At 66.3% G+C, this 21,601-nt stretch carries 18 protein-coding genes and 5 pseudogenes; 11 read left to right on the forward strand and 12 right to left on the reverse strand.

Annotation, left to right across the window (positions count from 1 at the left end; translation table 11 throughout):
* Window positions 1-25 precede the first annotated feature (25 nt).
* From WT16_RS01925 to WT16_RS01940, 4 genes and pseudogenes are all read right to left on the reverse strand, one after another.
* Window positions 26-863 (reverse strand): annotated as a pseudogene (locus WT16_RS01925) (molecular chaperone).
* Between the two features lie 17 nt (window positions 864-880).
* Window positions 881-1,405 carry a spore coat U domain-containing protein gene (locus WT16_RS01930; RefSeq protein WP_041861717.1) on the reverse strand — a complete coding sequence of 175 codons (525 nt, stop codon included), beginning with the start codon at window positions 1,403-1,405 and terminating at the stop codon, window positions 881-883.
* A gap of 82 nt (window positions 1,406-1,487) precedes the next feature.
* Window positions 1,488-2,048, reverse strand: a complete 561-nt coding sequence (locus tag WT16_RS01935; RefSeq protein ID WP_006026432.1) for a spore coat U domain-containing protein — start codon at window positions 2,046-2,048, stop codon at window positions 1,488-1,490.
* 52 nt (window positions 2,049-2,100) lie between these two features.
* Window positions 2,101-2,646 carry a spore coat U domain-containing protein gene (locus WT16_RS01940; protein WP_059929605.1) on the reverse strand — a complete coding sequence of 182 codons (546 nt, stop codon included), beginning with the start codon at window positions 2,644-2,646 and terminating at the stop codon, window positions 2,101-2,103.
* 126 nt (window positions 2,647-2,772) lie between these two features.
* On the opposite strand from WT16_RS01940, the gene WT16_RS35520 reads away from it, so the two are divergent.
* The gene (locus tag WT16_RS35520; RefSeq protein ID WP_075644852.1) at window positions 2,773-2,952 is read left to right on the forward strand and encodes a hypothetical protein; all 180 of its coding nucleotides are present in this window, start codon (window positions 2,773-2,775) and stop codon (window positions 2,950-2,952) included.
* Window positions 2,953-3,446: 494 nt separating this feature from the next.
* Here WT16_RS35520 and WT16_RS01945 read toward each other — a convergent pair whose 3' ends face one another.
* On the reverse strand, window positions 3,447-4,340 hold the full coding sequence (locus WT16_RS01945) for a LysR family transcriptional regulator (protein ID WP_015600209.1): 894 nt from the start codon (window positions 4,338-4,340) through the stop codon (window positions 3,447-3,449).
* 452 nt (window positions 4,341-4,792) lie between these two features.
* Here WT16_RS01945 and WT16_RS01950 point away from each other — a divergent pair, with 452 nt between their 5' ends.
* The 3 genes from WT16_RS01950 (at window position 4,793) to WT16_RS01965 (ending at window position 7,774) form a co-directional block, all read left to right on the forward strand.
* Window positions 4,793-6,028 (forward strand): MFS transporter, encoded by a 1,236-nt coding sequence (locus WT16_RS01950; RefSeq protein ID WP_063532593.1) that lies wholly within the window; start codon window positions 4,793-4,795, stop codon window positions 6,026-6,028.
* Window positions 6,029-6,081: 53 nt separating this feature from the next.
* Window positions 6,082-7,008 (forward strand): amidohydrolase family protein, encoded by a 927-nt coding sequence (locus WT16_RS01955; RefSeq protein WP_015600500.1) that lies wholly within the window; start codon window positions 6,082-6,084, stop codon window positions 7,006-7,008.
* Between the two features lie 484 nt (window positions 7,009-7,492).
* Window positions 7,493-7,774 carry an H-NS histone family protein gene (locus WT16_RS01965; protein WP_009917351.1) on the forward strand — a complete coding sequence of 94 codons (282 nt, stop codon included), beginning with the start codon at window positions 7,493-7,495 and terminating at the stop codon, window positions 7,772-7,774.
* Between the two features lie 209 nt (window positions 7,775-7,983).
* Here WT16_RS01965 and WT16_RS01970 read toward each other — a convergent pair whose 3' ends face one another.
* Window positions 7,984-8,286 carry a hypothetical protein gene (locus WT16_RS01970; RefSeq protein WP_009917353.1) on the reverse strand — a complete coding sequence of 101 codons (303 nt, stop codon included), beginning with the start codon at window positions 8,284-8,286 and terminating at the stop codon, window positions 7,984-7,986.
* 445 nt (window positions 8,287-8,731) lie between these two features.
* On the opposite strand from WT16_RS01970, the gene WT16_RS01975 reads away from it, so the two are divergent.
* Window positions 8,732-9,388, forward strand: a complete 657-nt coding sequence (locus WT16_RS01975; RefSeq protein ID WP_063532594.1) for an alpha/beta fold hydrolase — start codon at window positions 8,732-8,734, stop codon at window positions 9,386-9,388.
* A gap of 24 nt (window positions 9,389-9,412) precedes the next feature.
* Here the strand turns inward: WT16_RS01975 and WT16_RS01980 are convergent, their stop codons facing one another.
* A complete protein-coding gene (locus WT16_RS01980) occupies window positions 9,413-10,363 on the reverse strand; it encodes a LysR substrate-binding domain-containing protein (RefSeq protein WP_006026423.1) in 951 nt (316 codons plus the stop codon).
* Between the two features lie 142 nt (window positions 10,364-10,505).
* Here WT16_RS01980 and WT16_RS01985 point away from each other — a divergent pair, with 142 nt between their 5' ends.
* The 4 genes from WT16_RS01985 (at window position 10,506) to WT16_RS02000 (ending at window position 15,188) form a co-directional block, all read left to right on the forward strand.
* Window positions 10,506-11,354, forward strand: a complete 849-nt coding sequence (locus WT16_RS01985; RefSeq protein WP_063532595.1) for a hypothetical protein — start codon at window positions 10,506-10,508, stop codon at window positions 11,352-11,354.
* Between the two features lie 28 nt (window positions 11,355-11,382).
* Window positions 11,383-12,543 carry an acyl-CoA dehydrogenase family protein gene (locus WT16_RS01990; RefSeq protein WP_063532596.1) on the forward strand — a complete coding sequence of 387 codons (1,161 nt, stop codon included), beginning with the start codon at window positions 11,383-11,385 and terminating at the stop codon, window positions 12,541-12,543.
* Window positions 12,544-12,555: 12 nt separating this feature from the next.
* Complete coding sequence (locus WT16_RS01995; RefSeq protein ID WP_063532597.1) at window positions 12,556-13,734, forward strand: CaiB/BaiF CoA-transferase family protein; 1,179 nt, start codon at window positions 12,556-12,558, stop codon at window positions 13,732-13,734.
* Window positions 13,735-13,805: 71 nt separating this feature from the next.
* Window positions 13,806-15,188, forward strand: coding sequence for an MFS transporter (locus tag WT16_RS02000; protein WP_015601775.1), 1,383 nt, complete (start codon window positions 13,806-13,808; stop codon window positions 15,186-15,188).
* 326 nt (window positions 15,189-15,514) lie between these two features.
* Here the strand turns inward: WT16_RS02000 and WT16_RS02005 are convergent, their stop codons facing one another.
* From WT16_RS02005 to WT16_RS02015, 4 genes and pseudogenes are all read right to left on the reverse strand, one after another.
* Complete coding sequence (locus tag WT16_RS02005; protein WP_063532598.1) at window positions 15,515-16,354, reverse strand: CoA ester lyase; 840 nt, start codon at window positions 16,352-16,354, stop codon at window positions 15,515-15,517.
* A gap of 61 nt (window positions 16,355-16,415) precedes the next feature.
* Window positions 16,416-16,570, reverse strand: a pseudogene (locus WT16_RS34720) (electron transfer flavoprotein subunit alpha/FixB family protein); the annotation flags it as partial.
* A pseudogene (locus WT16_RS34725) lies at window positions 16,559-16,675 on the reverse strand (electron transfer flavoprotein subunit beta); the annotation flags it as partial. The pseudogenes WT16_RS34725 and WT16_RS34720, both read right to left, overlap by 12 nt.
* A gap of 252 nt (window positions 16,676-16,927) precedes the next feature.
* Window positions 16,928-18,241, reverse strand: a complete 1,314-nt coding sequence (locus tag WT16_RS02015; protein ID WP_015600234.1) for an Nramp family divalent metal transporter — start codon at window positions 18,239-18,241, stop codon at window positions 16,928-16,930.
* Between the two features lie 360 nt (window positions 18,242-18,601).
* Between WT16_RS02015 and WT16_RS34730 the strand changes: the two are divergent.
* A pseudogene (locus tag WT16_RS34730) lies at window positions 18,602-18,997 on the forward strand (FUSC family protein); the annotation flags it as partial.
* On the opposite strand, the pseudogene WT16_RS34735 reads toward WT16_RS34730, so the two are convergent.
* Window positions 18,970-19,287: pseudogene (locus WT16_RS34735) on the reverse strand (alpha/beta fold hydrolase); the annotation flags it as partial. The pseudogenes WT16_RS34730 and WT16_RS34735 sit on opposite strands and share 28 nt — an antisense overlap.
* 824 nt (window positions 19,288-20,111) lie before the next feature.
* Here WT16_RS34735 and WT16_RS02030 point away from each other — a divergent pair.
* Window positions 20,112-21,590: a PHB depolymerase family esterase gene (locus tag WT16_RS02030; protein ID WP_063532601.1), complete on the forward strand. Its 1,479-nt coding sequence runs from the start codon at window positions 20,112-20,114 to the stop codon at window positions 21,588-21,590.
* The last annotated feature ends 11 nt before the right edge of the window (window positions 21,591-21,601 follow it).

A 21,601-nucleotide genomic window follows, 5' to 3' on the forward strand; every position in this document is an offset into this window, starting at 1 on the left:
ATCGTCGCTTGTGTCGTGATGCGGATTACCGGTTCGAAGCGGCGCCGTCCACGTCGATTGCGAGATCGGCCACGCCGTTGACGGTGGCGATCAGCTTGGAATTGGAATTGAGCTTGATGGTCTCGGGCAGCGCCCAGCGCATCTGCGTGCCGGGCAGCACGTAGCCGAGCAGGCCCCGTGCGAAATCGGCGCGCGCGCCGTTCGCTTCGAACCCCGCATGCGTGATCCGCGCATGCACGGGGCCGCGGTTCGACACGACGAGCCAGCGCGTGCCGCCGTCGTGCGCGACGTGCCAGTGAAGCACGGGCCGCCCCCGCCGTCGCCGGGTCGCGGCGCCTGTCCGGGTTCTCTTTCGTCCACAGCCCGTCGCCGTAGACGAAAAGCGGCACCGAGTAGTGCATCTGGAACTTCACGCCGAGCGATGCCTCGCCCGCGGATTGCTGCGCGCCGTCGTCCGGCTGCGGGATCTCGTCGATCAGCACGCGATACGCCTGCTCGGTGCCTGGCGCCGCCTCCGCGAGCCGCGTGAGCCGGATCAACTGGCGCTTGCCGGGCGACACCGTCGCCATCGGCGGGCTGCCCGCGATGCGCTGCTGGTTCTCGTCGTAGAGGTCCTCGCCGTTCGCCTCGCGCCAGCCGAGCACGCGCACCTGCAACGTCACCGGCCGGCGATCGCGGTTCTCGAGCCAAAGCGCCGCTGCCCGCTGGTCGCTCTCGATCACGGGATCGATCGGCCAGATCATCACGGACGCCGCCGCATGCGCATGCTGCGCCGCGAACGACGCCGCGGCCGCCGCGCCGAGCAACGCGCGACGCATCCGCGCCGCGCGCGCCGGCGCGCCAGGCGATCTCGAAACTTTCATCACGGATTCCTGATTGATTAATAACTGAGCGTGACCTGCGCGGTGTCGGTGTACGTGCCCGCGGGCACGCCGCCGCCCGGCAGCGTCAACGCGCCGTAGACCGGCAGCGTGATCGTCCCGGACACGGGCAGCGACACCGCCTGCCCGATCGCGATCGCCTGCGTGCGCCCGGGGTCCGAATACAGTTGGTACGCCACGCGCGCGCCGCCGCTCGCCAGATTGCGCTGCGTGTTGCCCGCGCTCGCGTTCGCGCCGCCGTCGATCGTCATCTTCAGCGTCGAGCCCGGCGAGCATTCGATCTGCAACGCGCCGCCGCCGACCGCCGCCTTCGCCTGCCCGGTCGCGACGGCCGGATGCGCGCCAAAGTCGAGCGTGCCGAAGTTCAGGCCGCTCGTCGGCCCGCCGCCCGCGACACCGCAACCCGCGACGATCTGCGCGCTGACCGTGAAGGCCTGGGTTCTGGGCAACAGCGTGTCGGCCCGGCCGGCAGCCGGAAACGCCGCGACGCCCAGCAGAAAAACCACTCGATGTAAGGTCGACATGACGATCGGAAATCTGGGATCGCCTCGCGGCCCGCTTGCGCGCGAGCCGCGAGGCCGGACTGAACGGAACCGACGCGTGCGCTTACCAGCCGAGCGTGACGTTCAGCACGTCGGTATACGTGCCGGCGGCGAGCGCCGACGAGCTCGTCTTGTTGATGACGCCGTACAGCGGCAACGCGAATGCGGCGCCCGGCGTCGGCACCGCGACCGATTGCGGCGTGCCCGACACATATTGCTGCGAATGCCCCGCATCCGAGTAAACCTCGTATGGTACGAAGCTGCTGCCGTTCGCGAGCGCGCGCGTGCCCGTGCCGACGGCCGAGCCCTTCGATACGTTCTGGCCGCCGTCGATCGTCACCTGGATCGACGTGACATCCGGCGAGCACGTCACTTGCGTCGACGTCGAGCCGCCGCCCTTCGCCGCGCTCGTGAGCTGGCCCGTGAAGCCGCTCGGCTGCGTGCCGAAGTCGAGCGTGCCGAAGTTCGCCGAGCCGACCGAGCCGCCGCCCGTATCGACCGCGCAGCCCGTCGTCAGCACGAGCTGCGAGTTGACCGTCCCCGTGAGCGGGCTGGTTTGCGCCTGCACGCCCGCGCAAGCGGATACGCAGGCGAGAGCCGCCCAGACTTTCCAGTGAGCCTTCATTTTGTTTCCTTCTGTGTGGTGAAAAAGAACTGTTGCTGCTTACCTGCCCGGATCACCAGTCGAGCGTGATCCCGAGCAAATCCTCGTAGGTCCCGGACGGCACCGCGCGCGTCATGCCGTTGACGATGCCGTAGAGCGGCAGCGTCACGTCGTCCTGTCGCCCGTCGACGAGAAACGATTGCGGCATGAGCGGCACGTACGGCACGCTGCGCGCCGCGTCGCGGTACACGTTGTACGGAATCCGGCCGACGACGCGCCCGTCCGCGCCATGCTTGACCAGATAGCGGGTCGACTGGTCCCCGTTGCGACCGCTGTCGATCGAGACCAGAAAGCCGTTGACGTCCGGACTGCAAACGACGCGCACCGCACCGTTCGACGTCGCGCGGCCGTCGGCCATCAGGTAGTCGGACCAGAGCGGTCCTTGCGCGCCGAAATCCAGCCGGCCCAGATCCACGCTTCCGGCGACGCCCGCGACCTCGCATCCGCGGCTGACCTGCAAATTCACCTGCATCGTGCCGGTCAACTGCCCGGCCGAGACAGTCGCGAAAAACAGCATGAATGCCGCCCCGCTCATCATCCGCACCACACGCTTGCGCATTTCGCTCTCCACACGATCGCCCGTTGATCTCGTTGTTGTTTTTCGATGGCCCAATCGCCGCGCACGGCGGCCCCGTCGCCTCGCGCGCACCATGCATGCACCGACACTCGCCGATCCGCGCCGTGATTGCAGCGGACGAGCGCGGACGAACGGCAGCGCATCGCGCGCCGCCGTCGCGGCAGGCAAAGTCGGAATTCGAATTCGGTCGACCCGGTTTTTAATTGGTTGGGGTCGACCCGATTGGTCTACTCGATTGCGGTTATTTCTGAATCACGCCCCGGTTTCATCGAAAATATAATTGAATAGATGATGAATGCCCGACGTAATTGTTACTATCAGAATAATCCGAGTTTTGAAAAATTTGACAATGTTTAAAGATTCTTTCGAACGCTCGAGCACAGCCATTCGAACATGATCGACACGGCAAAATCCGTCATATGATCGTCACCCGCGCATCGTCGCAGGGATTCGGCCAGGAAAATCAAAAGCGGAAATTATCGACAGGAATAGCGGAATTCCGCCATTCTGACCGCGCATCGCCCGGGAATGGTGGCTGGACGAAGCGGCCCAATTTCGATGCGATTCGCGCGGCTGCTCGCCCGACTCTCATTGCGAGAGCGATATTCCATTTATCGTCATTTACTCGCCTGCACGCATTGTTCGAATGACGAATTATCTCGCGGCGCTTGGCTGTGCGATTCCAATCATTCGGCATCCGGACGATCGACGGCGCGGCATCCGGCGCATGCGGTCCAGGCGAAGACGCGCGTGCGTGCCGCCCGTCGCCCGCCCTTGCCCGCTCAGTTCGGCTGAAACCGGGGCAATAGCGCCGCGAACCGATCGGCGAGCGTCCGGCGCGACCGCTTCGGCCAGATCGCCGTCAACGGAAATTCCGGCAGCGCTTGCCCGTCGGCCACCGGGCTGAAATCGACGCCTTCGAACGTCAGCGTCCGGATCGACGACGGCAGCAGCGACACGCCGCAGCCCGCCGCGACACAGGCGATCACGGTCAGCGTGCGATTCGCGTCCTGAACGACCTCGATCGGATGGCCCGCGAGCCGGAACGCGCTGAGGATCGCCGCGCGAATCGACGGCAACTGCTCGTGCGGAAACCAGATGAGCCCCGCGCGCGACAGTTCCCGCAGCGTGATCGAGCCGTCCGGCTGCCGCGGAAACGACTTCGGAATCACGGCGATCAGCGGATCGCGCCGGATCAGCTTCTCGTGGACGGGGCCGCCGATCGCGACGGGCGTATGCAGAATGCCGATGTCGATCTCGCCTCGCTCGAGCGCGACGACCTGCTCCGCATTGCTCATCTCCCGCATCACGAGATCGACGCGCGGCGCCGCCGCGCGCAACGCGCACACCGCGGCGGGCAACGTATCGAACAGCGCGGCCGACACGAAGCCGATGCTGAGCCGCCCTGCCCGCTGCGCGCCGATCTCGCTCGCGCGCCGCGCGGCGGCGTCCATCCGCGCGAGGCTCAGGCGAATGTCGTCGACGATCGCTTCGCCCGCCGTCGTCAGCGTCGCGCCGCGCCTCGAACGGTCGAACAGCTTCACGCCGAGCTCGCGCTCCATTTTCGTCAGCGCATGACTGAGCGCGGGCTGCGCGACGCCGAGGCGAATCGCCGCATGCGTGAGGCTGCCGGTATCGGCGATGGCCAGGAAATAACGTAGATGCTTGGATTCCATCTTCACTCTGCGCAATGAGACTGCTTTTTCGACGATCGTCGGCTCGCTGCTTCGCCACCGAATAGGCGGGCTGATTCGCGAATCCACGCTTTCATTCCGCACTCGCTCCGGACAGACGAATTTGACTCGTGAATTTTCAATTTATCGACCATTCAATCAAATAGAATTATCCGACCAATCATTTCGAATATTCGCCGCCACGCATCGCGTCGAACGAAAATTGCCGCACCCCACGCAACGCAAACGTTGCCGAGCCTTTCCACCCTGCACAAGCGGGTTCGACACGAAGCCCGTCATCATAATTTTCTTTTATCGATAATGCCCGGTTTCGTGATGTATTTATCGTTTGCCGCTCGATAAAATATGGCGATATGATGCGGAATTTTTCTCAATCGCTTATTGCGAAATCATTCTGGAGAGTGCGAGTGAGCTGGTACAAAGAAATATCGCCCGTGGAAAGACGCACGTTCAAGGGATGCTTTTCCGGCTGGGCGCTCGACGGCGTCGATACGCAGATGTTCAGCCTCGTGATTCCCGCGCTGCTCGCGTCGTGGAGCATCGGCAAGGGACAGGCGGGCCTGATCGGCGGCGCGACGCTCGCCGCGGGCGCGATCGGCGGCCTGCTCGCCGGCATGATCGCCGATCGCTTCGGCCGCGTGCGCGCGCTGCAGATCACCGTGTGCTGGTTCTCGCTGTTCACGTTCCTCAGCGCATTCGCGCAGAACTTCGAGCAGTTGCTCGCGCTGAAGACGCTGCAAGGGCTCGGCTTCGGCGGCGAATGGACGGCGGGCGCCGTGCTGCTGAGCGAAACGGTTCGCGCGCGGCATCGCGGCAAGGCGATGGGCATCGTGCAGAGCGCGTGGGGCTTCGGCTGGGGCGGCGCGGTGCTGCTCTACACGCTGGTCTTCTCGTGGCTGCCGCCCGAATGGGCGTGGCGCGTGCTGTTCGCGATCGGCGTGCTGCCCGCGCTGCTCGTGCTGTACATCCGGCGCGCCATCCCCGAGCCGCCGCGCGACGACGCGCGCGCGGCCGCGGCCGCGTCGGCGCGCGCGTCGGCGAAGAGCATCTTCGATCCGGCGGTGCTCCGGATGACGATCGTCGGCGGCTTGATCGGCGTCGGCGCGCACGGCGGCTACCACGCGATCACGACCTGGCTGCCGACCTACCTGAAGACCGAGCGTCATCTGTCGGTGCTCGGCACGGGTGCATATCTCGCCGTGATCATCGTCGCGTTCATCGTCGGATGCATGACGAGCGCGTACCTGCAGGACCGCATCGGCCGCCGCAGGAACCTGATGCTGTTCGCCGCGTGCTGCGTCGTGACGGTCAACCTGTACGTGCTGCTGCCGCTCGACAACGTCGCGATGCTGCTGCTCGGCTTCCCGCTCGGCTTCTTCGCGGCCGGCATCCCGGCCACGCTCGGCGCGCTCTTCAACGAGCTCTATCCGAGAAACGTGCGCGGCCGCGGCGTCGGTTTCTGCTACAACTTCGGCCGCGTCGCGTCGGCGATCTTCCCGGTGCTCGTCGGACACATGGGCACATCGATGCCGCTCGGCGTCGCGCTCGGCATCGACGCGGGCATCGCGTACGGGCTCGTGTTCATCGCCGTGTGGTTCCTGCCCGAAACGCGCGCGCGCGATTTCCAGGCGGCGCAACCCGACGTCCGGGGCCGCGAAGCGGCACTGTAGACGCGAGGCGGCGCGAGGCGGCCTATCGGGCGCCCGTCATTTCGTGGATTTTCATGGATCAGGCATCGAACGATCCGGCAGTCGAAACGATGGGCCGCCCCTTCGCAACGCGCGCGCGCGACGCACGCGATCCGCTCGTCGACGCCTGGTACGGAAACGGGCTCGCGCCGATCGAGGCCGTCGATTCGCACGCGCACGTGTTTCTGCGCAGCCTGCCGCGCATCCCGACCGCGCGGCATTCGCCGGAATACGACGCGACGCTCGAATCGTACGTCGCGCATCTGAGCGCGTGCGGCGTCACGCACGCCGTGCTCGTTCAGCCGAGCTTTCTCGGCACCGACAATCACTTCTTCGTCGACGTGCTCGCGCGCTATCCGCAGCGCTTTCGCGGCGTCGCGAGCGTGAATCCGTGCACGGCCGAGGACGAATTCGCTCGGCTCGAAGCGACGGACGTGGTCGGCATCCGCCTGAATCTCGTCGGCCTGCCGATTCCGGATTTCGCCGCGCCGCGCTGGCGCGCGCTGCTCGCGCGCGCGAACGCGCTCGGCTGGCATGTCGAGGTGCACCGGCGCGCAGCCGATCTGCCTGCGATCATTCCCGCGCTGCTCGATCAATCGTGCCGCGTCGTGGTCGATCATTTCGGGCGGCCGGCGCCGCATCTCGGCACGCGCGATCCCGGCTTCCGGTTTTTGCTGTCGATCGCCGGCACCGGGCAGGTCTGGGTCAAGCTCTCCGCCGCGTATCGCAACATCGTTTCGGGCGACGGCACTGCGTTCGGCACGCGCGCGGCGCGCGCGCTGCTCGGCGCGTTTGCGCCAAACCGGCTCGTCTGGGGCAGCGACTGGCCGCATACGCAGCACCGCGACCGGACCGACTACCGGACGACGCGCTCGGCGCTCGACGACTGGGTGCCCGATCCGCTTCTGCGGCGCATCATCCTCTGCGATTCGGCGCGCGCGCTGTTTCGCTTCGATCGCTAAACGACCGCGTGCGATGTGCCGACGCGCCGTCTCGTACGCCGCCCGCCCCCCGATGTATGCCAAAAATTTATGAATAACTCGGTCCGATCCGCTGGTTCGCGTCGACGCCGGCCGCTAGAATTTTCATCTCGATGACGATGACCCGGGCCCTTGTTCGACGGGCTCCGTGCTCGAATGCGTGCCGAACCGGCGCGCGATCGCGCGGACACCGGACGTCGCCGCGAATTTCGATTTTTCATCCTCGCACGCAGGCCTCGCTCGCGCTGCGCCCGTTTGCGCGATGCCATCGCTTGACGGCGGATGGCATCGCGATCGACGCCGAAACGGGATCGTGATTGTTCGTTTCACCCGCCGGCCGCCGCATCGGGCTTCGCTTCTTTCGATCGGCGGTCGACTTGCCGTCATTCGTCCAACACACAACTCTACATTTGCCGGCCGATACGGGACGCGATCGAATCCCGACAGGCAAGGGAGCTTTTTTTCGATGGAAACCTACCTCGACCTTCTGGTGGAACGAGAAGCCCTGATGATCAAGCTGGATGCGGCGCGCACGCAGGCGCGCAGCGCCGCGCTATCCGAAGTGAAGCGAATCGTCGAGGAATTCGAACTCACGACGCAGGAAGTGTTCGGCCGTGCGGGCGTGTTGCGCCGCCGCGGCAAGCTCAAGCCGAAGTACCGCGATCCGAAGACCGGCGCGACATGGAACGGCCGCGGCCGCCCGCCCTCATGGATCGCCGGGAAGGATCGCGCCGCGTTCGTCGCGTGACGCCGGCGCGGCGTGGCGCAACGGGGCGCGACGTCAAGCGGCAACGTTTGCTCGCACCGCGTGCGCTGCGCGCAGGCCGCAGCAAGAAAGCCCACACCGCTCGCCCGAACCGTGTGGGCTTTTTCGTTGCATTCGGCGCGGCCCGACAGACAGACGCACAATCGACGATCCCGCCGCGTGCGACGCGCAGCCGCAACGGCGTCCGGCCGTCAGAACGCCGGATGGCACTCGAACGCGAGTTGCGCGCGCCCCTGCGAGCCGCTGCCGCGATCGACGGATTCCCGCTTCACGCTCGCCTGCATGCCGCGCTGCGCGCAGTAGTTCGTCGCTTCGTTGACGGCTCGCTCGTGCGCGCCCGCCCACGACAGCAGAATGCCGCGCGAGTTCGAATCGACGGTGTAGACGTTCGGGGTTTCAGTCGCGCTGATGTCGGATGCGCTCGAGCATGCGGCAAGCAGCAGCGCGCAGAGCGCGATTGATAAGGACGACGATTTGAGAACGCGTGGTTTCAATTTTGCAAGCGTGCTCTTCGAGCAGACCGGGAATAATGAGACACGTGAAAGTATGCCGCGCTCCGCCCGATAGATCATTCCCGTTACGCTTAACAGTCCGTTTCGCTGATGCAAACAATGCGCGGCGCCTGCGTGGCGCTTCGTCAGCCTCGCCGGTTTTTTTCCTGCTTGCGTGCGCGCCGGACATCGACCACGCAACGGGGCGCAGCGGCCGGGCTGCTCACGATGTGGGACGAATCGCCCGCCTCGCGACGCAATACATGCGCGGCACTCCATAGGCATGGCCTATGCCGGGCAGAGGAAGCCCGTTCTATCGCTTCGTTCGCAGGACAGCGAAAATAGCGACATCGGCCATGCTCCACGCCTCGAGCGCACCCGACGCTCGCGCTTCGGATTCCGCTCGCCCGAACGCCAAACGCACTCAACCCCACTTTCATCGCACACGATGGACTTCTTCAGTCCGAATACGACGAGCACGACGCTTCATGGCGATGCCGGCCGCATCGACGCATTCGTCGACGCGCCGCCCGGCGACGTGCGCGGCATCGCCATCGTCACGCATCCTCACCCGCTACAGGGCGGCGATGCCGGACACAAGATTCCTCGCGCGCTCGCCCGCGTCTTTCAGCTATATGGCTGGCTCGCGATCCGGCCGAATTTCCGCGGCGTCGGCGGCAGCGAAGGCACGCACGACGCCGGCAACGGCGAAACCGGCGATACGCTCGCGATCGTCGAGGCCGTGCGCCGCGCGCATCCCGGCAAGCCCGTCGCGCTCGCGGGCTTCTCGTTCGGCGCGTTCGTGCAGGCGCGGGTCGCGCGGGCGCTGATCGACGCCGGCGCACCGCCCGCGTGCACGGTGCTCGCGGGCGTTCCGTTCGGCACCGTGCAGGGCGAGCGCCAATACGACACACCCGCCGCGCCGGACGGCACGCTCGTCGTTCACGGCGAATCGGACGCGGTCGTCCCGCTTGCGAGCGTGATGGCGTGGGCGCGTCCGCAGCGGCTGCCGGTCGTCGTCGTGCCGGGCGCGAACCATTTCTTCACCGGCTGCCTCGGCATGTTCGTGTCGGTCGTCGAGCGGCACGTCGCGTCGTTGCGATAGCGATTCGCGGCCCGCGGCCGGCCGTCACGCGGCCGAATCGGTGCGCGCACGCAACGCGATGCCGGCCCACACGCCGCTGTCCGCGAGTTCCGCGATCAGTTCGACGATCGTCTCGCGCACCGCGAGCGCGGCCGAGCTCACGGGCGACGTGTTCGACCAGCACAGGCTCGCCGGACGCCGGACCTCGGGATCGACCAGGCGGCGCATCTTCGGCCGGTTCGCCGCGTCGCGCAGCGCCAGCGCCGATGCGGGCAGGATCGTGCACGCGGCGCCCGATTGCGCGATCGACAGCAGCGTCGGCAGCGAATCGATGTCGGCGACGATGTTGAGCGGCACCTCCTCGCGCGCGAAGATCCGCTCGAGCAGCAGGCGCAGCCCGTTCGACACGCTCGGTGCGACGAGCGGCACGCCCGCGAGCGCAGCGAGTGCGCACGTGCGGGCGCGCGGCGCCACGGCGCCGCCCGGCTCGCCGAGCAGATACAGCGCCTCGTCGAGCACGGGCATCGCGGTGATGCCCGTCGTGTTCGATTCGCGAAACAGGATCGCCAGATCGAGCCGGCCGTTCGCGAGCAGTTCGTTGATGTAGCCGCTCATGCTTTCGAAGAGTTGCAGGCGAATGCCCGGATAGCGCACGCGCACCCGTTCGAACACCGGCATCGCGAGCACGGACGCCATCGTCGTCGGAAAGCCCACGGCGACGGTCCCCGATTCCGCGCCCGCGCCTTCGCGCACTTCCTGCCGCAATTGATCCATCTGCCGCAGCACGAGCCGCGCGTGACGATAGAGCGCCTGCCCCGCCGCCGTCGGCTTCACGCCCTGCGGGCTGCGCACGAGCAGCGCGACGCCGAGATCGTCCTCGAGCTTCGCGACCTGCTGGCTCAGCGAAGGCTGCGCGACGTACAGCTTCTCCGCCGCTTTGCCGAGGCTGCCGTACTCGACGATACTGACGAAATAACGAAGCTGACGGACGTCCATCGCGCTGCCTGTCGGTCGAAAAGGCATAGGATACGCCTATGTCCGGCACATTCAATCGGTATTTCCCGTGCGCCGCCGGTTCACCTAAAGTCGTCTCCATTCCAAGCCAATCCGCCCGGCCCGCCGGGCGACGGAGACGGCCATGCGCGCCACCCCAGCCGAGCGCCGCGACGACGCGCTCCAGATCGTCACCGACCTCGTTTCCCCCGCTCCCGCCGCCGCGCTCGCCGCCACGCTCGATCGCGACGCGCATCCGCGCGCCGGCGACCCGCTGCCGCCGCTATGGCACTGGCTGTACTTCTGGACGGCCGCGCGGCAATCGTCGCTCGGCAGCGACGGCCATCCGCGCACGGGAGGCTTCCTGCCGGATCCAGGCTTGCCGCGCCGGATGGCGGCGGGCGGACGCGTGCGCTTTATCGCGCCGCTCGCGATCGGCTCGAGCGCAACGCGCACGTCGCGCGTCGCATCACTCGAGCGCAAGGCCGGCCGCAGCGGCCGGCTCGCGTTCGTCACGGTCGAGCACCGGATCGAGTCGAGCGGCGCGCTTGCGGTTCACGAGGAGCAGGACATCGTCTATCGCGAACCCGCCGAGCCGGGCGCACCGTCGCCGCCGCGTCAGGCCGCGCCCGACGGCGCGCACTGGCAACGCGAGATCGCGCCCGCCGAAACGCTTCTCTTCCGCTATTCGGCGCTGACCTTCAACGGCCACCGCATCCACTACGACCGCGCATACGCGCAGCATGCGGAAGGCTATCCGGACCTCGTCGTTCACGGCCCGCTGATCGCGACGCTGCTGCTCGATCTCGTGTCGCGATCGATGCCGGATGCGGTCGTCACGGACTACGCGTACAAGGCCGTGCGCCCCGCCTTCGTCGGCCGCGCGCTCACGCTGTGCGGCCGGCTTGCGCCCGACGGCCGGTCGGCCGAGCTGTGGGCGAAGGATCACGAAGGATCGCTGACGATGTCCGCGCGCGCGTCCCTCGTGCGATAACGCATTTCGAAGATCGAACGAACCACTCATGAACCCAGCCATCGATCCCCATCAGGACATCCGCGCAGCGGTCCGCGATCTTTGCAGCCAGTTTTCCGCCGACTATTTCCGCAAGATCGACGAGGAACGCGGCTATCCGGAAGCGTTCGTCGACGCGCTGACGAAAGCCGGCTGGCTCGCCGCATTGATTCCGCACGAATACGGCGGCTCGGGCCTCGGCCTCACCGAAGCGTCGATCATCATGGAGGAGATCAACCGTGCCGGCGGCAATTCCGGCGCGTGTCACGGCCAGATGTACAACATGGGCACGCTGCTGCGCCACGGCTCGGACGAGCAGAAAGCGCGCTACCTGCCGCGCATCGCGTCCGGCGCGCTGCGCCTGCAGTCGATGGGCGTCACCGAGCCGACGGCGGGCACCGACACGACGAAGATCAAGACGACGGCCGTGCGGCGCGGCGACCGCTATGTCGTGAACGGCCAGAAGGTCTGGATCTCGCGCGTTCAGCACTCCGATCTGATGATTCTGCTCGCGCGCACGACACCGCTGTCGGACGTGACGAAGAAAAGCGAAGGCATGTCGATCTTCCTCGTCGATCTGCACGACGCGATCGGCCACGGGATGACGGTGCGCCCGATTCCGAACATGGTGAACCACGAAACGAACGAGCTGTTCTTCGACAATCTCGAGATCCCCGCCGAGAATCTGATCGGCGAAGAAGGCCAGGGTTTCAAGTACATCCTCGACGGGCTGAACGCCGAGCGCGCGCTGATCGCCGCCGAGTGCATCGGTGACGGCTACTGGTTCATCGACAAGGTGTCGCGGTACGTGCAGGAGCGCGTCGTGTTCGGCCGCCCGATCGGCCAGAACCAGGGCGTGCAGTTCCCGATCGCACGCGCGTACGTGAACGTCGAGGCAGCGAGCCTGATGCGCTACCGGGCGTGCGCGCTCTTCGATGCGCAAGAGCCGTGCGGCGCGCAGGCGAACATGGCGAAGCTGCTCGCCGCGGACGCGTCGTGGGAAGCGGCGAACGCGTGCCTGCAATTTCACGGCGGCTTCGGCTTCGCGTGCGAATACGACGTCGAGCGCAAGTTCCGCGAGACGCGCCTGTACCAGGTCGCGCCGATCTCGACGAACCTGATCCTGTCGTACGTGGCCGAGCACATCCTCGGCCTGCCGCGCTCGTTCTGACGAAGGACCGCCATGCGCCCGCTCACCGGCATCACTGTCGTCGCGTTCGAGCACGCGATCGCCGCGCCTTTCTGCACGCGCCAGCTCGCCGATCTCGGCGCGCGCGTGATCAAGATCGAACGCCCCGGCGTGGGCGATTTCGCGCGGCAGTACGACGAACGCGTCTGCGGCCTCGCGTCGCATTTCGTGTGGGCGAACCGCTCGAAGGAAAGCATGACGCTCGACGTCAAGCGGCCGGAGGCGGTCGGCATCGTCCACGGCTTGCTCGCGAGCGCGGACGTGCTCGTGCAGAACCTCGCGCCGGGCGCGATGCAGCGACTGGGCTTTGGCTACGACGCGCTGCGCGAACGCTATCCCGCGCTGATCGTTTGCGACATCTCCGGATACGGACTCGACGGCCCGTATCGCGACAAGAAGGCATACGACCTCTTGATCCAGAGCGAATCGGGCTTCCTGAGCATCACCGGCTCGGACGACGCGCCCGCGAAAGCCGGCTGCTCGATCGCGGACATCGCGGCCGGCATGTATGCGTACTCGAACATCCTCGCCGCGCTGTTCGAGCGTGAACGCACGGGACGCGGACGACACATCGATCTGTCGATGCTCGAGAGCATGATCGAATGGATGGGCTATCCGCTCTACTACGCGATCGACGGCCAGACGCCGCCGCCGCGCACCGGCGCATCGCACGCGACGATCTATCCGTACGGCCCGTTTCCGGCGGGCGACGGCAAGACCGTGATGCTCGGCCTGCAGAACGAACGCGAGTGGCAGCGCTTTTGCGACACCGTCGTGCGGCTGCCCGAGCTCGCCGCCGACGATCGCTTCCGCACGAACAGCCTGCGCTCGAGCCATCGCGATGCGCTCGCGCACATCATCCGCACGGCGTTTTCGACGCTGAGCGCCGACGAAGTGATCGCGCGCCTCGACGAAGCCGGCATCGCGAATGCGCGGGTCAACGACATGCATCACGTGTGGCAACACGGCCAGTTGAAGGCCCGGCATCGCTGGACGCACGTCGATACGCCGGCGGGCCCCGTGCCCGCGCTCTACCCGCCCGGCGTCGCCGCGCGGGACGAACCCGCGATGGCGCCCGTGCCGGCGCTCGGCCAGCACACGGACGCGATCCTGCGCGAGCTCGGCTACGACGATGGCCGCATCGCACGCTTGCGCGACGAAGGCGCCGTCTAGCGGCGCGAGACATGACCGGACCTTCCCCTCGAAGCAAGGCCGGCACGCATCGTTCATATCAGGAGACACGCATGACCCCGATCGTCAACGCGGCCGGTCGACTCGACCGCCTGCCCGTTTCACGTTTCCACTGGAAGATCCTCGGACTCATTGCGGCCGGCGCGTTCCTCGACGCATTCGATCTCTATCTCGCGAACGGCGCCGTCGCCGCGATGGTGAAGACGGGCTTCGCCGATCTGCGCAGCGGCGCGACGTTCGTGTCGGCGACCTTCGTCGGCATGATGATCGGCGCGGCGCTCGCGGGCTACGTCGGCGACAGGCTCGGCCGCCGCTATTCGTATCAGCTCAATCTCGTGGTGTTCGGACTCGCGTCGCTCGCCGCGTGCTTCGCGCCCGACATCCGCTGGCTGATCGGCCTGCGTTTCGCGATGGGGCTCGGGCTCGGCGCCGAGCTCGTCGTCGCGGCCGGCACACTCGCGGAATTCGTGCCGCCCGCGACGCGCGGCAAATGGGTGTCGCTGCTCGCGATCATCATCAACAGCGGCCTGTTCTTCGCGCTCGCCGTCGGCTACTGGGTCATTCCGAATCTCGGCTGGCGATACATGTTCGCGATCGCGGGGCTCGGCGCGCTCGTCGTCTGGTTTCTGCGGCACCGGATGCCCGAATCGCCGCGCTGGCTCGAATCCGTCGGGCGGCTCGACGAAGCGGAAAAGACGCTGCGCGACATCGAGCGCGAAGTCGCCGCGCAAGCAGGCGAGCTGCCGCCCGTTGCGCGCGTCGTCGATCTGAACGTCGGCTCGACGCCGCTCGGCGCGCTCTTCAAGGCCGGCATGCGCGGCCGCACGATCGTCGCCGCGATGACCGCGATCGCCGTCAACATCGGCCTGTACGGGTTCATCGCGTGGCTGCCGACGTTCTTCGTGTCGGAGGGGCTGTCGGTCGTGAAATCGCTCGGCTTCGTGCTGCTGATGTCGATCGGCTCGCCCGTCGGCGGCGCGTGCGGCTATCTGATCGCCGACAGGATCGGCCGCGCGAAGGGCATCGCATACGCGGCCGTCGTCAGCATCGTGCTCGGCTGGATCTATGTTTCGCTGCGCGACGCCGCGGCGATCATCGTCGTCGGCTTCTGCCTCGTGACGAGCATCTACACGATCACGACACTCGGTCTGTTCGGCTTCATTCCCGAGCTGTTTCCGACCGAAGTGCGGCTGCGCGGCACGGGCTTCGCCGGCATGACGGGACGCGCGGCGTCGATCGCGACGCCGTATCTCGCGCTCGCGCTCTATCGGCATGTCGGCGTGGGCGGCGTGATCGCGATGGTCAGCGCGGTCTTCGCCGCGCTGTGCATCGGCATCGGGATACTGCGAATCGAGACGAGCCGGCATGCGCTCGAGGACATCTCGCCGACGGCCGGGGACGGCGATCGGGATGCCGTGCGAACGGCCGCGCCTTGACGCGCGGCGCGGACGTGAGCGCAAGACACGTGGCGGCATTTCATATGCGCGGCAGCTTGTCGGGCATCTGCGCGCCGAAGCTGTCCGCGCCGGCAAGGCGCACGCACGATACCCCGGCGCAAGCGATTCGTTTTCTCGACGCGATGATCGTCGTCAGGCCAACGCGATGACGCGGGCGACAATATTCTCTGGCATCGCCTTCGTTGATCTGTCGTGTTCGCGTCGATTATCAGCGTGTTCGAATCTTGCGGGAACGCGAACGACACCCGCCCCGAACCGCGCGATGGTCGTGTTCGTTGCGCCGCATCCGCGCAGCGTGCCCGCCGTCACGCCTGCGCCCCGCCGCGGCGGCGCGCGGCTCGCGCGAGCAGCCGCTGCGCACGCAGCACGACCGGGCGATCGACCATCTTCCCGTCGACCGCGATCGCCCCCGCTTCGGCACGCGACGCCGCGTCGACGACGCGCGCCGCCCAATCGAGTTCGCGCTCGCTTGGACCGTAGCACGCATGCACGATTCCGACCTGCGCCGGATGAATGCAAAGCTTCGCGCCGAAGCCGTGCCGCTTGCCGTTCAGCGCATCGGCCGTCAACCGATCGGCGTCGTGAACATCGGGCGTCACGCCGTCGACGGGCGCATCGAGCCCGGCAACGCGCGAAACGAGCGCCAGTTGCGCGCGATGCGGATGCAGCGGATCGCGATCATCGTCCATCCCCATTTCGGCGATGAAATCGAGCGTGCCGAACATCAACCGCTGCACGCACGGCGCTTTCGCGATATCCAGCGCCGCCCACATGCCGCGCGCGGTCTCGACGAGCGGATAGACCGGCAGTTCGCTCCGCGCGTGCGCGACCACGGCCGCGACATCGTCCGGGCCTTCGGCTTTGGGGATCACGATGCCCGCGACGCCGTCGAGCGCGGCGAGCTTCGCATCGCGCTCGAACCACGGGGTATCGCGGCCGTTGATCCGCACGAGCACCGGCCGGCTGCGGGACACCCATGCGGCGACGGTTTCGCGCGCGGCGTCCTTCGCCGCCGGCTCGACCGCGTCCTCGAGATCGACGATCACCGCGTCGGCGCCGCTCGACAGCGCGCGCTCGAACCGCTCGGGCCGGCTGCCCGGAACGAACAGATAGGACTGCGGGGAAATCGCGGTGTCGATCGGCATGTGGGTCTCCTGCTTCGGGTGTCGACAATATCGGCGAGGTCCGGCCGGCTCATGCAATGAGTCAGCCGAGCTCGTTCACGAGTTCCGGTGCGAGCGTGAACCGATCGCCGACAAGACCGGAATCGGCCACGCCGAAGATCGGCGCGTCCGGATTCTTTTGATCGCGACAATCGCCTTCGAGTTCTTCATCCCCGTCAGATGCTGGATCGCGAGCGCCGTGCGAAGCGTTTCCCGAGCCTGCACAACGCCCATCGACACCGCGATCACCTCAGTCGCCGCGCCCGCTTCCTGCGGGCGCACCGCTTCTTCAACGGTGACTTCACCGGAATGCGCGTCGCACAATCACGTCGCTCATTACACGCGGATACAGCGCGCACGGCAACTATCGATTGACTCTGCCTGTCATAGCCCACGCCTATCGCCTCACGGCATGCGCCGGACGCGCAAGAATTCAGCCCGCGGCCGGAAGACCGGCTCGATGCGACGCGCTCAATGGATGGCGGGCCTGCGAAACGTCCGCGCTCGTTCGTCCAAAACACCGAGGCTCATCGGCTCACGACAATGCGATTCGCGTCAACCGACGAAACCCGTCACGAGCAACAGATTCGTTCCGCCGATCAGGACGAAGAGCGTCCATGCGATGATTTTCGCGCCGCGCCCGATCGCGTAATCGCGCATGACCGATCGGTCGCCGGCCGAACGGATCAGCGGCCACATCGCGAACGGCAATTGCAGGCTCAACAGCACCTGGCTCCAGACGAGCAACTGCCCGACTGCGCCGTCGCCGAGCCACAACACGCCGACGAGCGCGGGCACGAGCGCGAGCCCGCGCGTGATCAGCCGACGCTGATAACACGGGATCTTCATGTGCAGGAAGCCGTCCATGATGACCTGGCCGGCGATCGTGCCCGTCAGCGTCGAGCTCTGGCCCGACGCAAGCAGCGCGATGCCGAACAGCCACGCGGCCGCGCCGCCGACGACCGGCGTGATCAGCGTGTAGGCCTGCTCGATGTCGACGACGCCCGTCCGGCCGGTCGCATGGAATGCCGCGCCGGCGAGCACGAGGATCGCTGCGTTGACGAGCATCGCAACGACGAGCGAGATCCACGTGTCGATGCGAACCATCGCGAGCGTTTCCTCGATTGCGTCTTTCGTGCCGCCGACGACGCGCCGCGTCTGCACGACCGACGAGTGCAGATACAGGTTGTGCGGCATGATGGTCGCGCCGACGATGCCGAGCGCGAGCACGATCGCATCCTTGCGATCGTGACCCGGCACGCCGGGCGCGAGGCCATGCAGCACGGCCCGCCAATCGGGCGGCGCCATCGCGACCTGCGCGACGAAGCAGAACACGATCGTGCCGATCAGCCCGAGCACGATCGCCTCGACCTGCCGGAATCCCTTGCCTTGCAGGCCGAGGACGATCATCGTGTCGAGCGCGGTGAAAACGATGCCCCACGCGAGCGGCACGCCGAGCAGCAGCTTGAACGCGAGCGCGCAGCCGAGCACCTCGGCGATGTCGCACGCGATGATCGACACTTCGGCCGTGATCCACTGAACGACCCGGCCGAATGGCCCGTAGCGCTCGTAGCTCGCCTGCGCGAGATCGCGGCCGGCGGCGAGCCCGAGCCGCGCGGCGAGCATCTGCAGGAAGATCGCCGCGAGGCTCGAGAACGCGACGACCCACAGCAGCGCGTAGCCGAACTGCGAGCCGGCCTGAATGTCGGTCGCCCAGTTGCCGGGGTCCATGTAACCGATCGCGACGAGCAGGCCCGGGCCGGCGAAGCGGCGCAGTCTGGTGAAACGGGAGACGTTGGCGTCGATCGTGATGCTGCCTTTGACTTCTGCCGGGCAAAACGGCGCTGTGGGGACGGTGGGAAGCGGCATGGGAGATGCTTGGGGGCCTGTGTGCGTGGCGGTCATTTTACGCATTCACGGCGGCGGCGCTTCCGGGCCGTTTGAGGCGCGGCGAACGGGGTTGGCTTCGGTGTTGCGCGAGTGGAATTCGAAGCTAGTCGTTTACCGGCTGGCGCAAATGCCCGTTGAACGCGCGCGCTCGAATGAGTTCATGCACGGTGCGGCGTCCGCAAGGCTTGGCCTGCTTGCTCATTTCGTCCATCTGCGTGTAAAACTCGGCCAACTTCTTCAGTTTCTCGGATGCCTCTTGGAACCAGGTCGTGCCCGATCGTTGGGATTGGGTCCCGGTTTTGACCCGATCCCACTGCGCGAATGGAGGACGAATCGATGCTCGACCAGCTCGGCCTGATTCCGCTCGGCGAAGCGGGGACGCGCGGGCTGCTCTACGCGTGGCTGATGGTCGCGATTCCGATCGGCATCGCGGTGGTCGTTCACCTGCTGATCGCGCCGTCGCCGCGCACGCTCGCGTGCAAGCGGCTCGCGGCGCGGCAGTTGTCGGCCGCGGCCGCGGGCGCGGATCGCGCCGCGCTCGACGCCGCGCTGCGCGAAGGCAATCACCCGATCGATACGTGGCTCAAGCGGCCGAAGCCCGAAGGCTCGTCGTCGCGCGCCGATTGCGGGGCGCTCGCGCAGGCCGCCGCGTCGAGCACCGCGATACTCGTCGCCGTCGATCTCGCGACTCGCGAGCCCGATGCGCGGCTGCCCGAATCGTACGTTGCGCCCATCGACAAGCCCATCATCACGATGCGCTCGCATTTCTGTCGCAACGCGTCGAGTGCCTGGTCGGTGCTTTCCACCCAGTCTATCGCCGACGTCCGGTCCATCGCTTCCGGGCTGATTCCGTGCCCCGCGAGCCGCAGGCCGAGCACCGTGTAGCCGCCGCGGCGATGAAGCTGCTCGCCGACGTACCGGACGCTCTGCGTCGAGCCGGTATAGCCGTGGGAAATCAGGATGCCAGTGGCGTTGCCGTCGAACAGGAACGGCTCGGCGCCCTCGAGGACGGGAGAGGAATCCATGAGTATTCTCGTGCGGGTGAAGTGGCTCGGATCAAATTTCGGGGATCCGCTTCGATGGGGCTTTGGCGGGATACGTTCGCATTCGAACACGAATATTCGATATGATATTAATTGTTGTTCGCTCGTTTCGTTTTCGAATCTATCGTAAACCCTCAGCCCTTACTGTCGGACTCTCGTCGCGTGCGATCCGAATCAAGCGCCCCGCGCCCTCTTCGCCCGCCGCGGCCAATCCGTAACGCACGATCCATTCGGACGCGCACTTCCAGGCATCCGAAACGAAAAGCGCCACATGGTCGCCCCACAGCGTTTCATTCATCGCCATTTTCACGAGATCAATTCATTTGACAACCTCTAGAACCAATCGAATTCCAAAAGATTCGATTGAATTGAATGATTGGCGAATTCATTTCTCAAAATGAACTCGGCGGCGAATCTATCCAGTGGCCAAGGGGATCGGCGAAGAACGGAGCGACAGGCGGCTCCGGTGGAGCGCGCCCTAACATCGGGCCTCTCGTGCGCGGCAAAAGACCGGCGAAAATACTGATGCAGTCCGATGCGTCGACATCCGTCACGCATTTTCCGATCGGGGCCGCCGCGCATCCGGCTCAATGGCGTCAAACGCGCCAGGACTTTTTAATAGGTCTCTAAGGTAAACCTTAAATTGACCGACACCGCGCGACATGCTGTATTTCTCAACGCGCAATTGCCCTCATCGACAAAAATCGAAACGCGACGGATGAACGACGACGCCGCATAAAAAGGCAGGACTGGGAAGCAAAACGGCCGTGGGTATCGACAACATTCCCCATTCAAGGAGAGCCAGCATGACCAGGAACGCAAGACGCACATGGCAACGAATCACCGCTCTGATCGCACTATGCGCGGCCGCGCTCGCGGCTCATCCCGCGCGCGCCGACGTTACCGCGGGACCGGGCGCATGGAGCAGCCAGCAAACGTGGGGCGCGGATACGGTCAATGGCGGCAATCTGACCGGCTACTTCTATTGGCCCGCGACCCAGCCGACGACGCCCAACGGTGAGCGCGCGCTCGTGCTCGTTCTGCACGGTTGCCTACAGAGCGCATCGGGCGACGTCATCGACAATTCGCAAGGCGCGGGCTTCAACTGGAAAAGCATCGCCGATCGATACGGCGCGATCATCCTGGCGCCCAACGCAACCGGAAACGTCTACAGCAACCATTGCTGGGACTATGCGAACACGTCGCCGAATCGCACGAACGGCCACGTCGGCGTACTGCTCGATCTCGTCAGCCGCTTCGTCGGCGACGCGCAATATGCGATCGATCCAAACCAGGTGTACGTGGCGGGCCTGTCTTCCGGCGGCGGCATGACGATGGTGCTCGGCTGCATCGCGCCGGACGTCTTCGCCGGCATCGGCATCAACGCCGGGCCGCCGCCCGGCACGACCACGCTGCAAATCGGCTACGTTCCGGCCGGCTACACGGCGCAAACGGCGGCCAATCAGTGCAAGGCGTGGGCAGGCTCGAACGCGGGCAAGTTCTCCACCCAGATCGCAGGCGCCGTATGGGGCACGTCGGATTACACCGTGGCCCAGGCGTATGGCCCGCTCGACACCGCCGCCTTCCGGCTCGTCTACGGCGGCGCGTTTACGCAGGGGTCCAAAGTATCCATTTCCGGCGGAGGCACGAACACGCCCTACACGGACAGCAACGGCAAAGTGCGCACGCACGAGATCGTGGTCTCCGGCATGGCCCACGCGTGGCCCGCCGGCGCAGGCGGCGACAACACCAATTACGTGGACGCGACGCACATCAACTATCCGGCCTTCGTGATGGACTACTGGGTCAGATACAACCTGCGCGCGAGCACCGGGTCGGCGCAGCCCGGCACGCCGCCGGCGGGGCTGACCGTCACGGGCGCGACGCAGACGAGCGTGTCGCTGTCCTGGAACCCGGTCGCCAACGCGAGCAGCTACAACGTCTATCGCAACGGCAACAAGGTGGGCTCGTCGACGTCGACGGCCTACACCGATTCCGGCCTGATCGCCGGCACGACCTACTCCTATACGGTCACCGAGGTCGATCCGAGCGCGGGCGAGAGCGCGCAATCGTCCCCGGTGTCGGCGACGACGCAATCGAGCTTCGCCTGCACCGAGACGACGGCCACGAATTATGCGCACGTGCAGGCCGGCCGCGCGTACGATTCGTTTGGCATCGCCTATGCGGCCGGATCGAACCAGAACATGGGGCTCGACAACGTGTTTTATACGAATACGCTGGCGGAGACGAAGGCCGGCTATTACATCATCGGAGATTGTCCGTGAGTCTGGCGTTC

Origin of the sequence: Burkholderia sp. MSMB1589WGS (genome assembly GCF_001636105.1) — a bacterium.
GTDB lineage: Bacteria > Pseudomonadota > Gammaproteobacteria > Burkholderiales > Burkholderiaceae > Burkholderia > Burkholderia humptydooensis.

What these genes read in the sequence shown, in the direction of transcription:
- WT16_RS02030 (WP_063532601.1), top strand. Translation starts at nt 20,112, where the DNA reads ATGACCAGGAACGCAAGACGCACATGGCAACGAATCACCGCTCTGATC.
- WT16_RS01995 (WP_063532597.1), top strand. Translation starts at nt 12,556, where the DNA reads ATGCGCCCGCTCACCGGCATCACTGTCGTCGCGTTCGAGCACGCGATC.
- WT16_RS01975 (WP_063532594.1), top strand. Translation starts at nt 8,732, where the DNA reads ATGGACTTCTTCAGTCCGAATACGACGAGCACGACGCTTCATGGCGAT.
- WT16_RS01985 (WP_063532595.1), top strand. Translation starts at nt 10,506, where the DNA reads ATGCGCGCCACCCCAGCCGAGCGCCGCGACGACGCGCTCCAGATCGTC.
- WT16_RS01980 (WP_006026423.1), bottom strand. Translation starts at nt 10,363, where the DNA reads ATGGACGTCCGTCAGCTTCGTTATTTCGTCAGTATCGTCGAGTACGGC.
- WT16_RS02000 (WP_015601775.1), top strand. Translation starts at nt 13,806, where the DNA reads ATGACCCCGATCGTCAACGCGGCCGGTCGACTCGACCGCCTGCCCGTT.
- WT16_RS01990 (WP_063532596.1), top strand. Translation starts at nt 11,383, where the DNA reads ATGAACCCAGCCATCGATCCCCATCAGGACATCCGCGCAGCGGTCCGC.
- WT16_RS01930 (WP_041861717.1), bottom strand. Translation starts at nt 1,405, where the DNA reads ATGTCGACCTTACATCGAGTGGTTTTTCTGCTGGGCGTCGCGGCGTTT.
- WT16_RS01935 (WP_006026432.1), bottom strand. Translation starts at nt 2,048, where the DNA reads ATGAAGGCTCACTGGAAAGTCTGGGCGGCTCTCGCCTGCGTATCCGCT.
- WT16_RS02015 (WP_015600234.1), bottom strand. Translation starts at nt 18,241, where the DNA reads ATGCCGCTTCCCACCGTCCCCACAGCGCCGTTTTGCCCGGCAGAAGTC.
- WT16_RS01940 (WP_059929605.1), bottom strand. Translation starts at nt 2,646, where the DNA reads ATGCGCAAGCGTGTGGTGCGGATGATGAGCGGGGCGGCATTCATGCTG.
- WT16_RS01945 (WP_015600209.1), bottom strand. Translation starts at nt 4,340, where the DNA reads ATGGAATCCAAGCATCTACGTTATTTCCTGGCCATCGCCGATACCGGC.
- WT16_RS02005 (WP_063532598.1), bottom strand. Translation starts at nt 16,354, where the DNA reads ATGCCGATCGACACCGCGATTTCCCCGCAGTCCTATCTGTTCGTTCCG.
- WT16_RS01965 (WP_009917351.1), top strand. Translation starts at nt 7,493, where the DNA reads ATGGAAACCTACCTCGACCTTCTGGTGGAACGAGAAGCCCTGATGATC.
- WT16_RS01955 (WP_015600500.1), top strand. Translation starts at nt 6,082, where the DNA reads ATGGATCAGGCATCGAACGATCCGGCAGTCGAAACGATGGGCCGCCCC.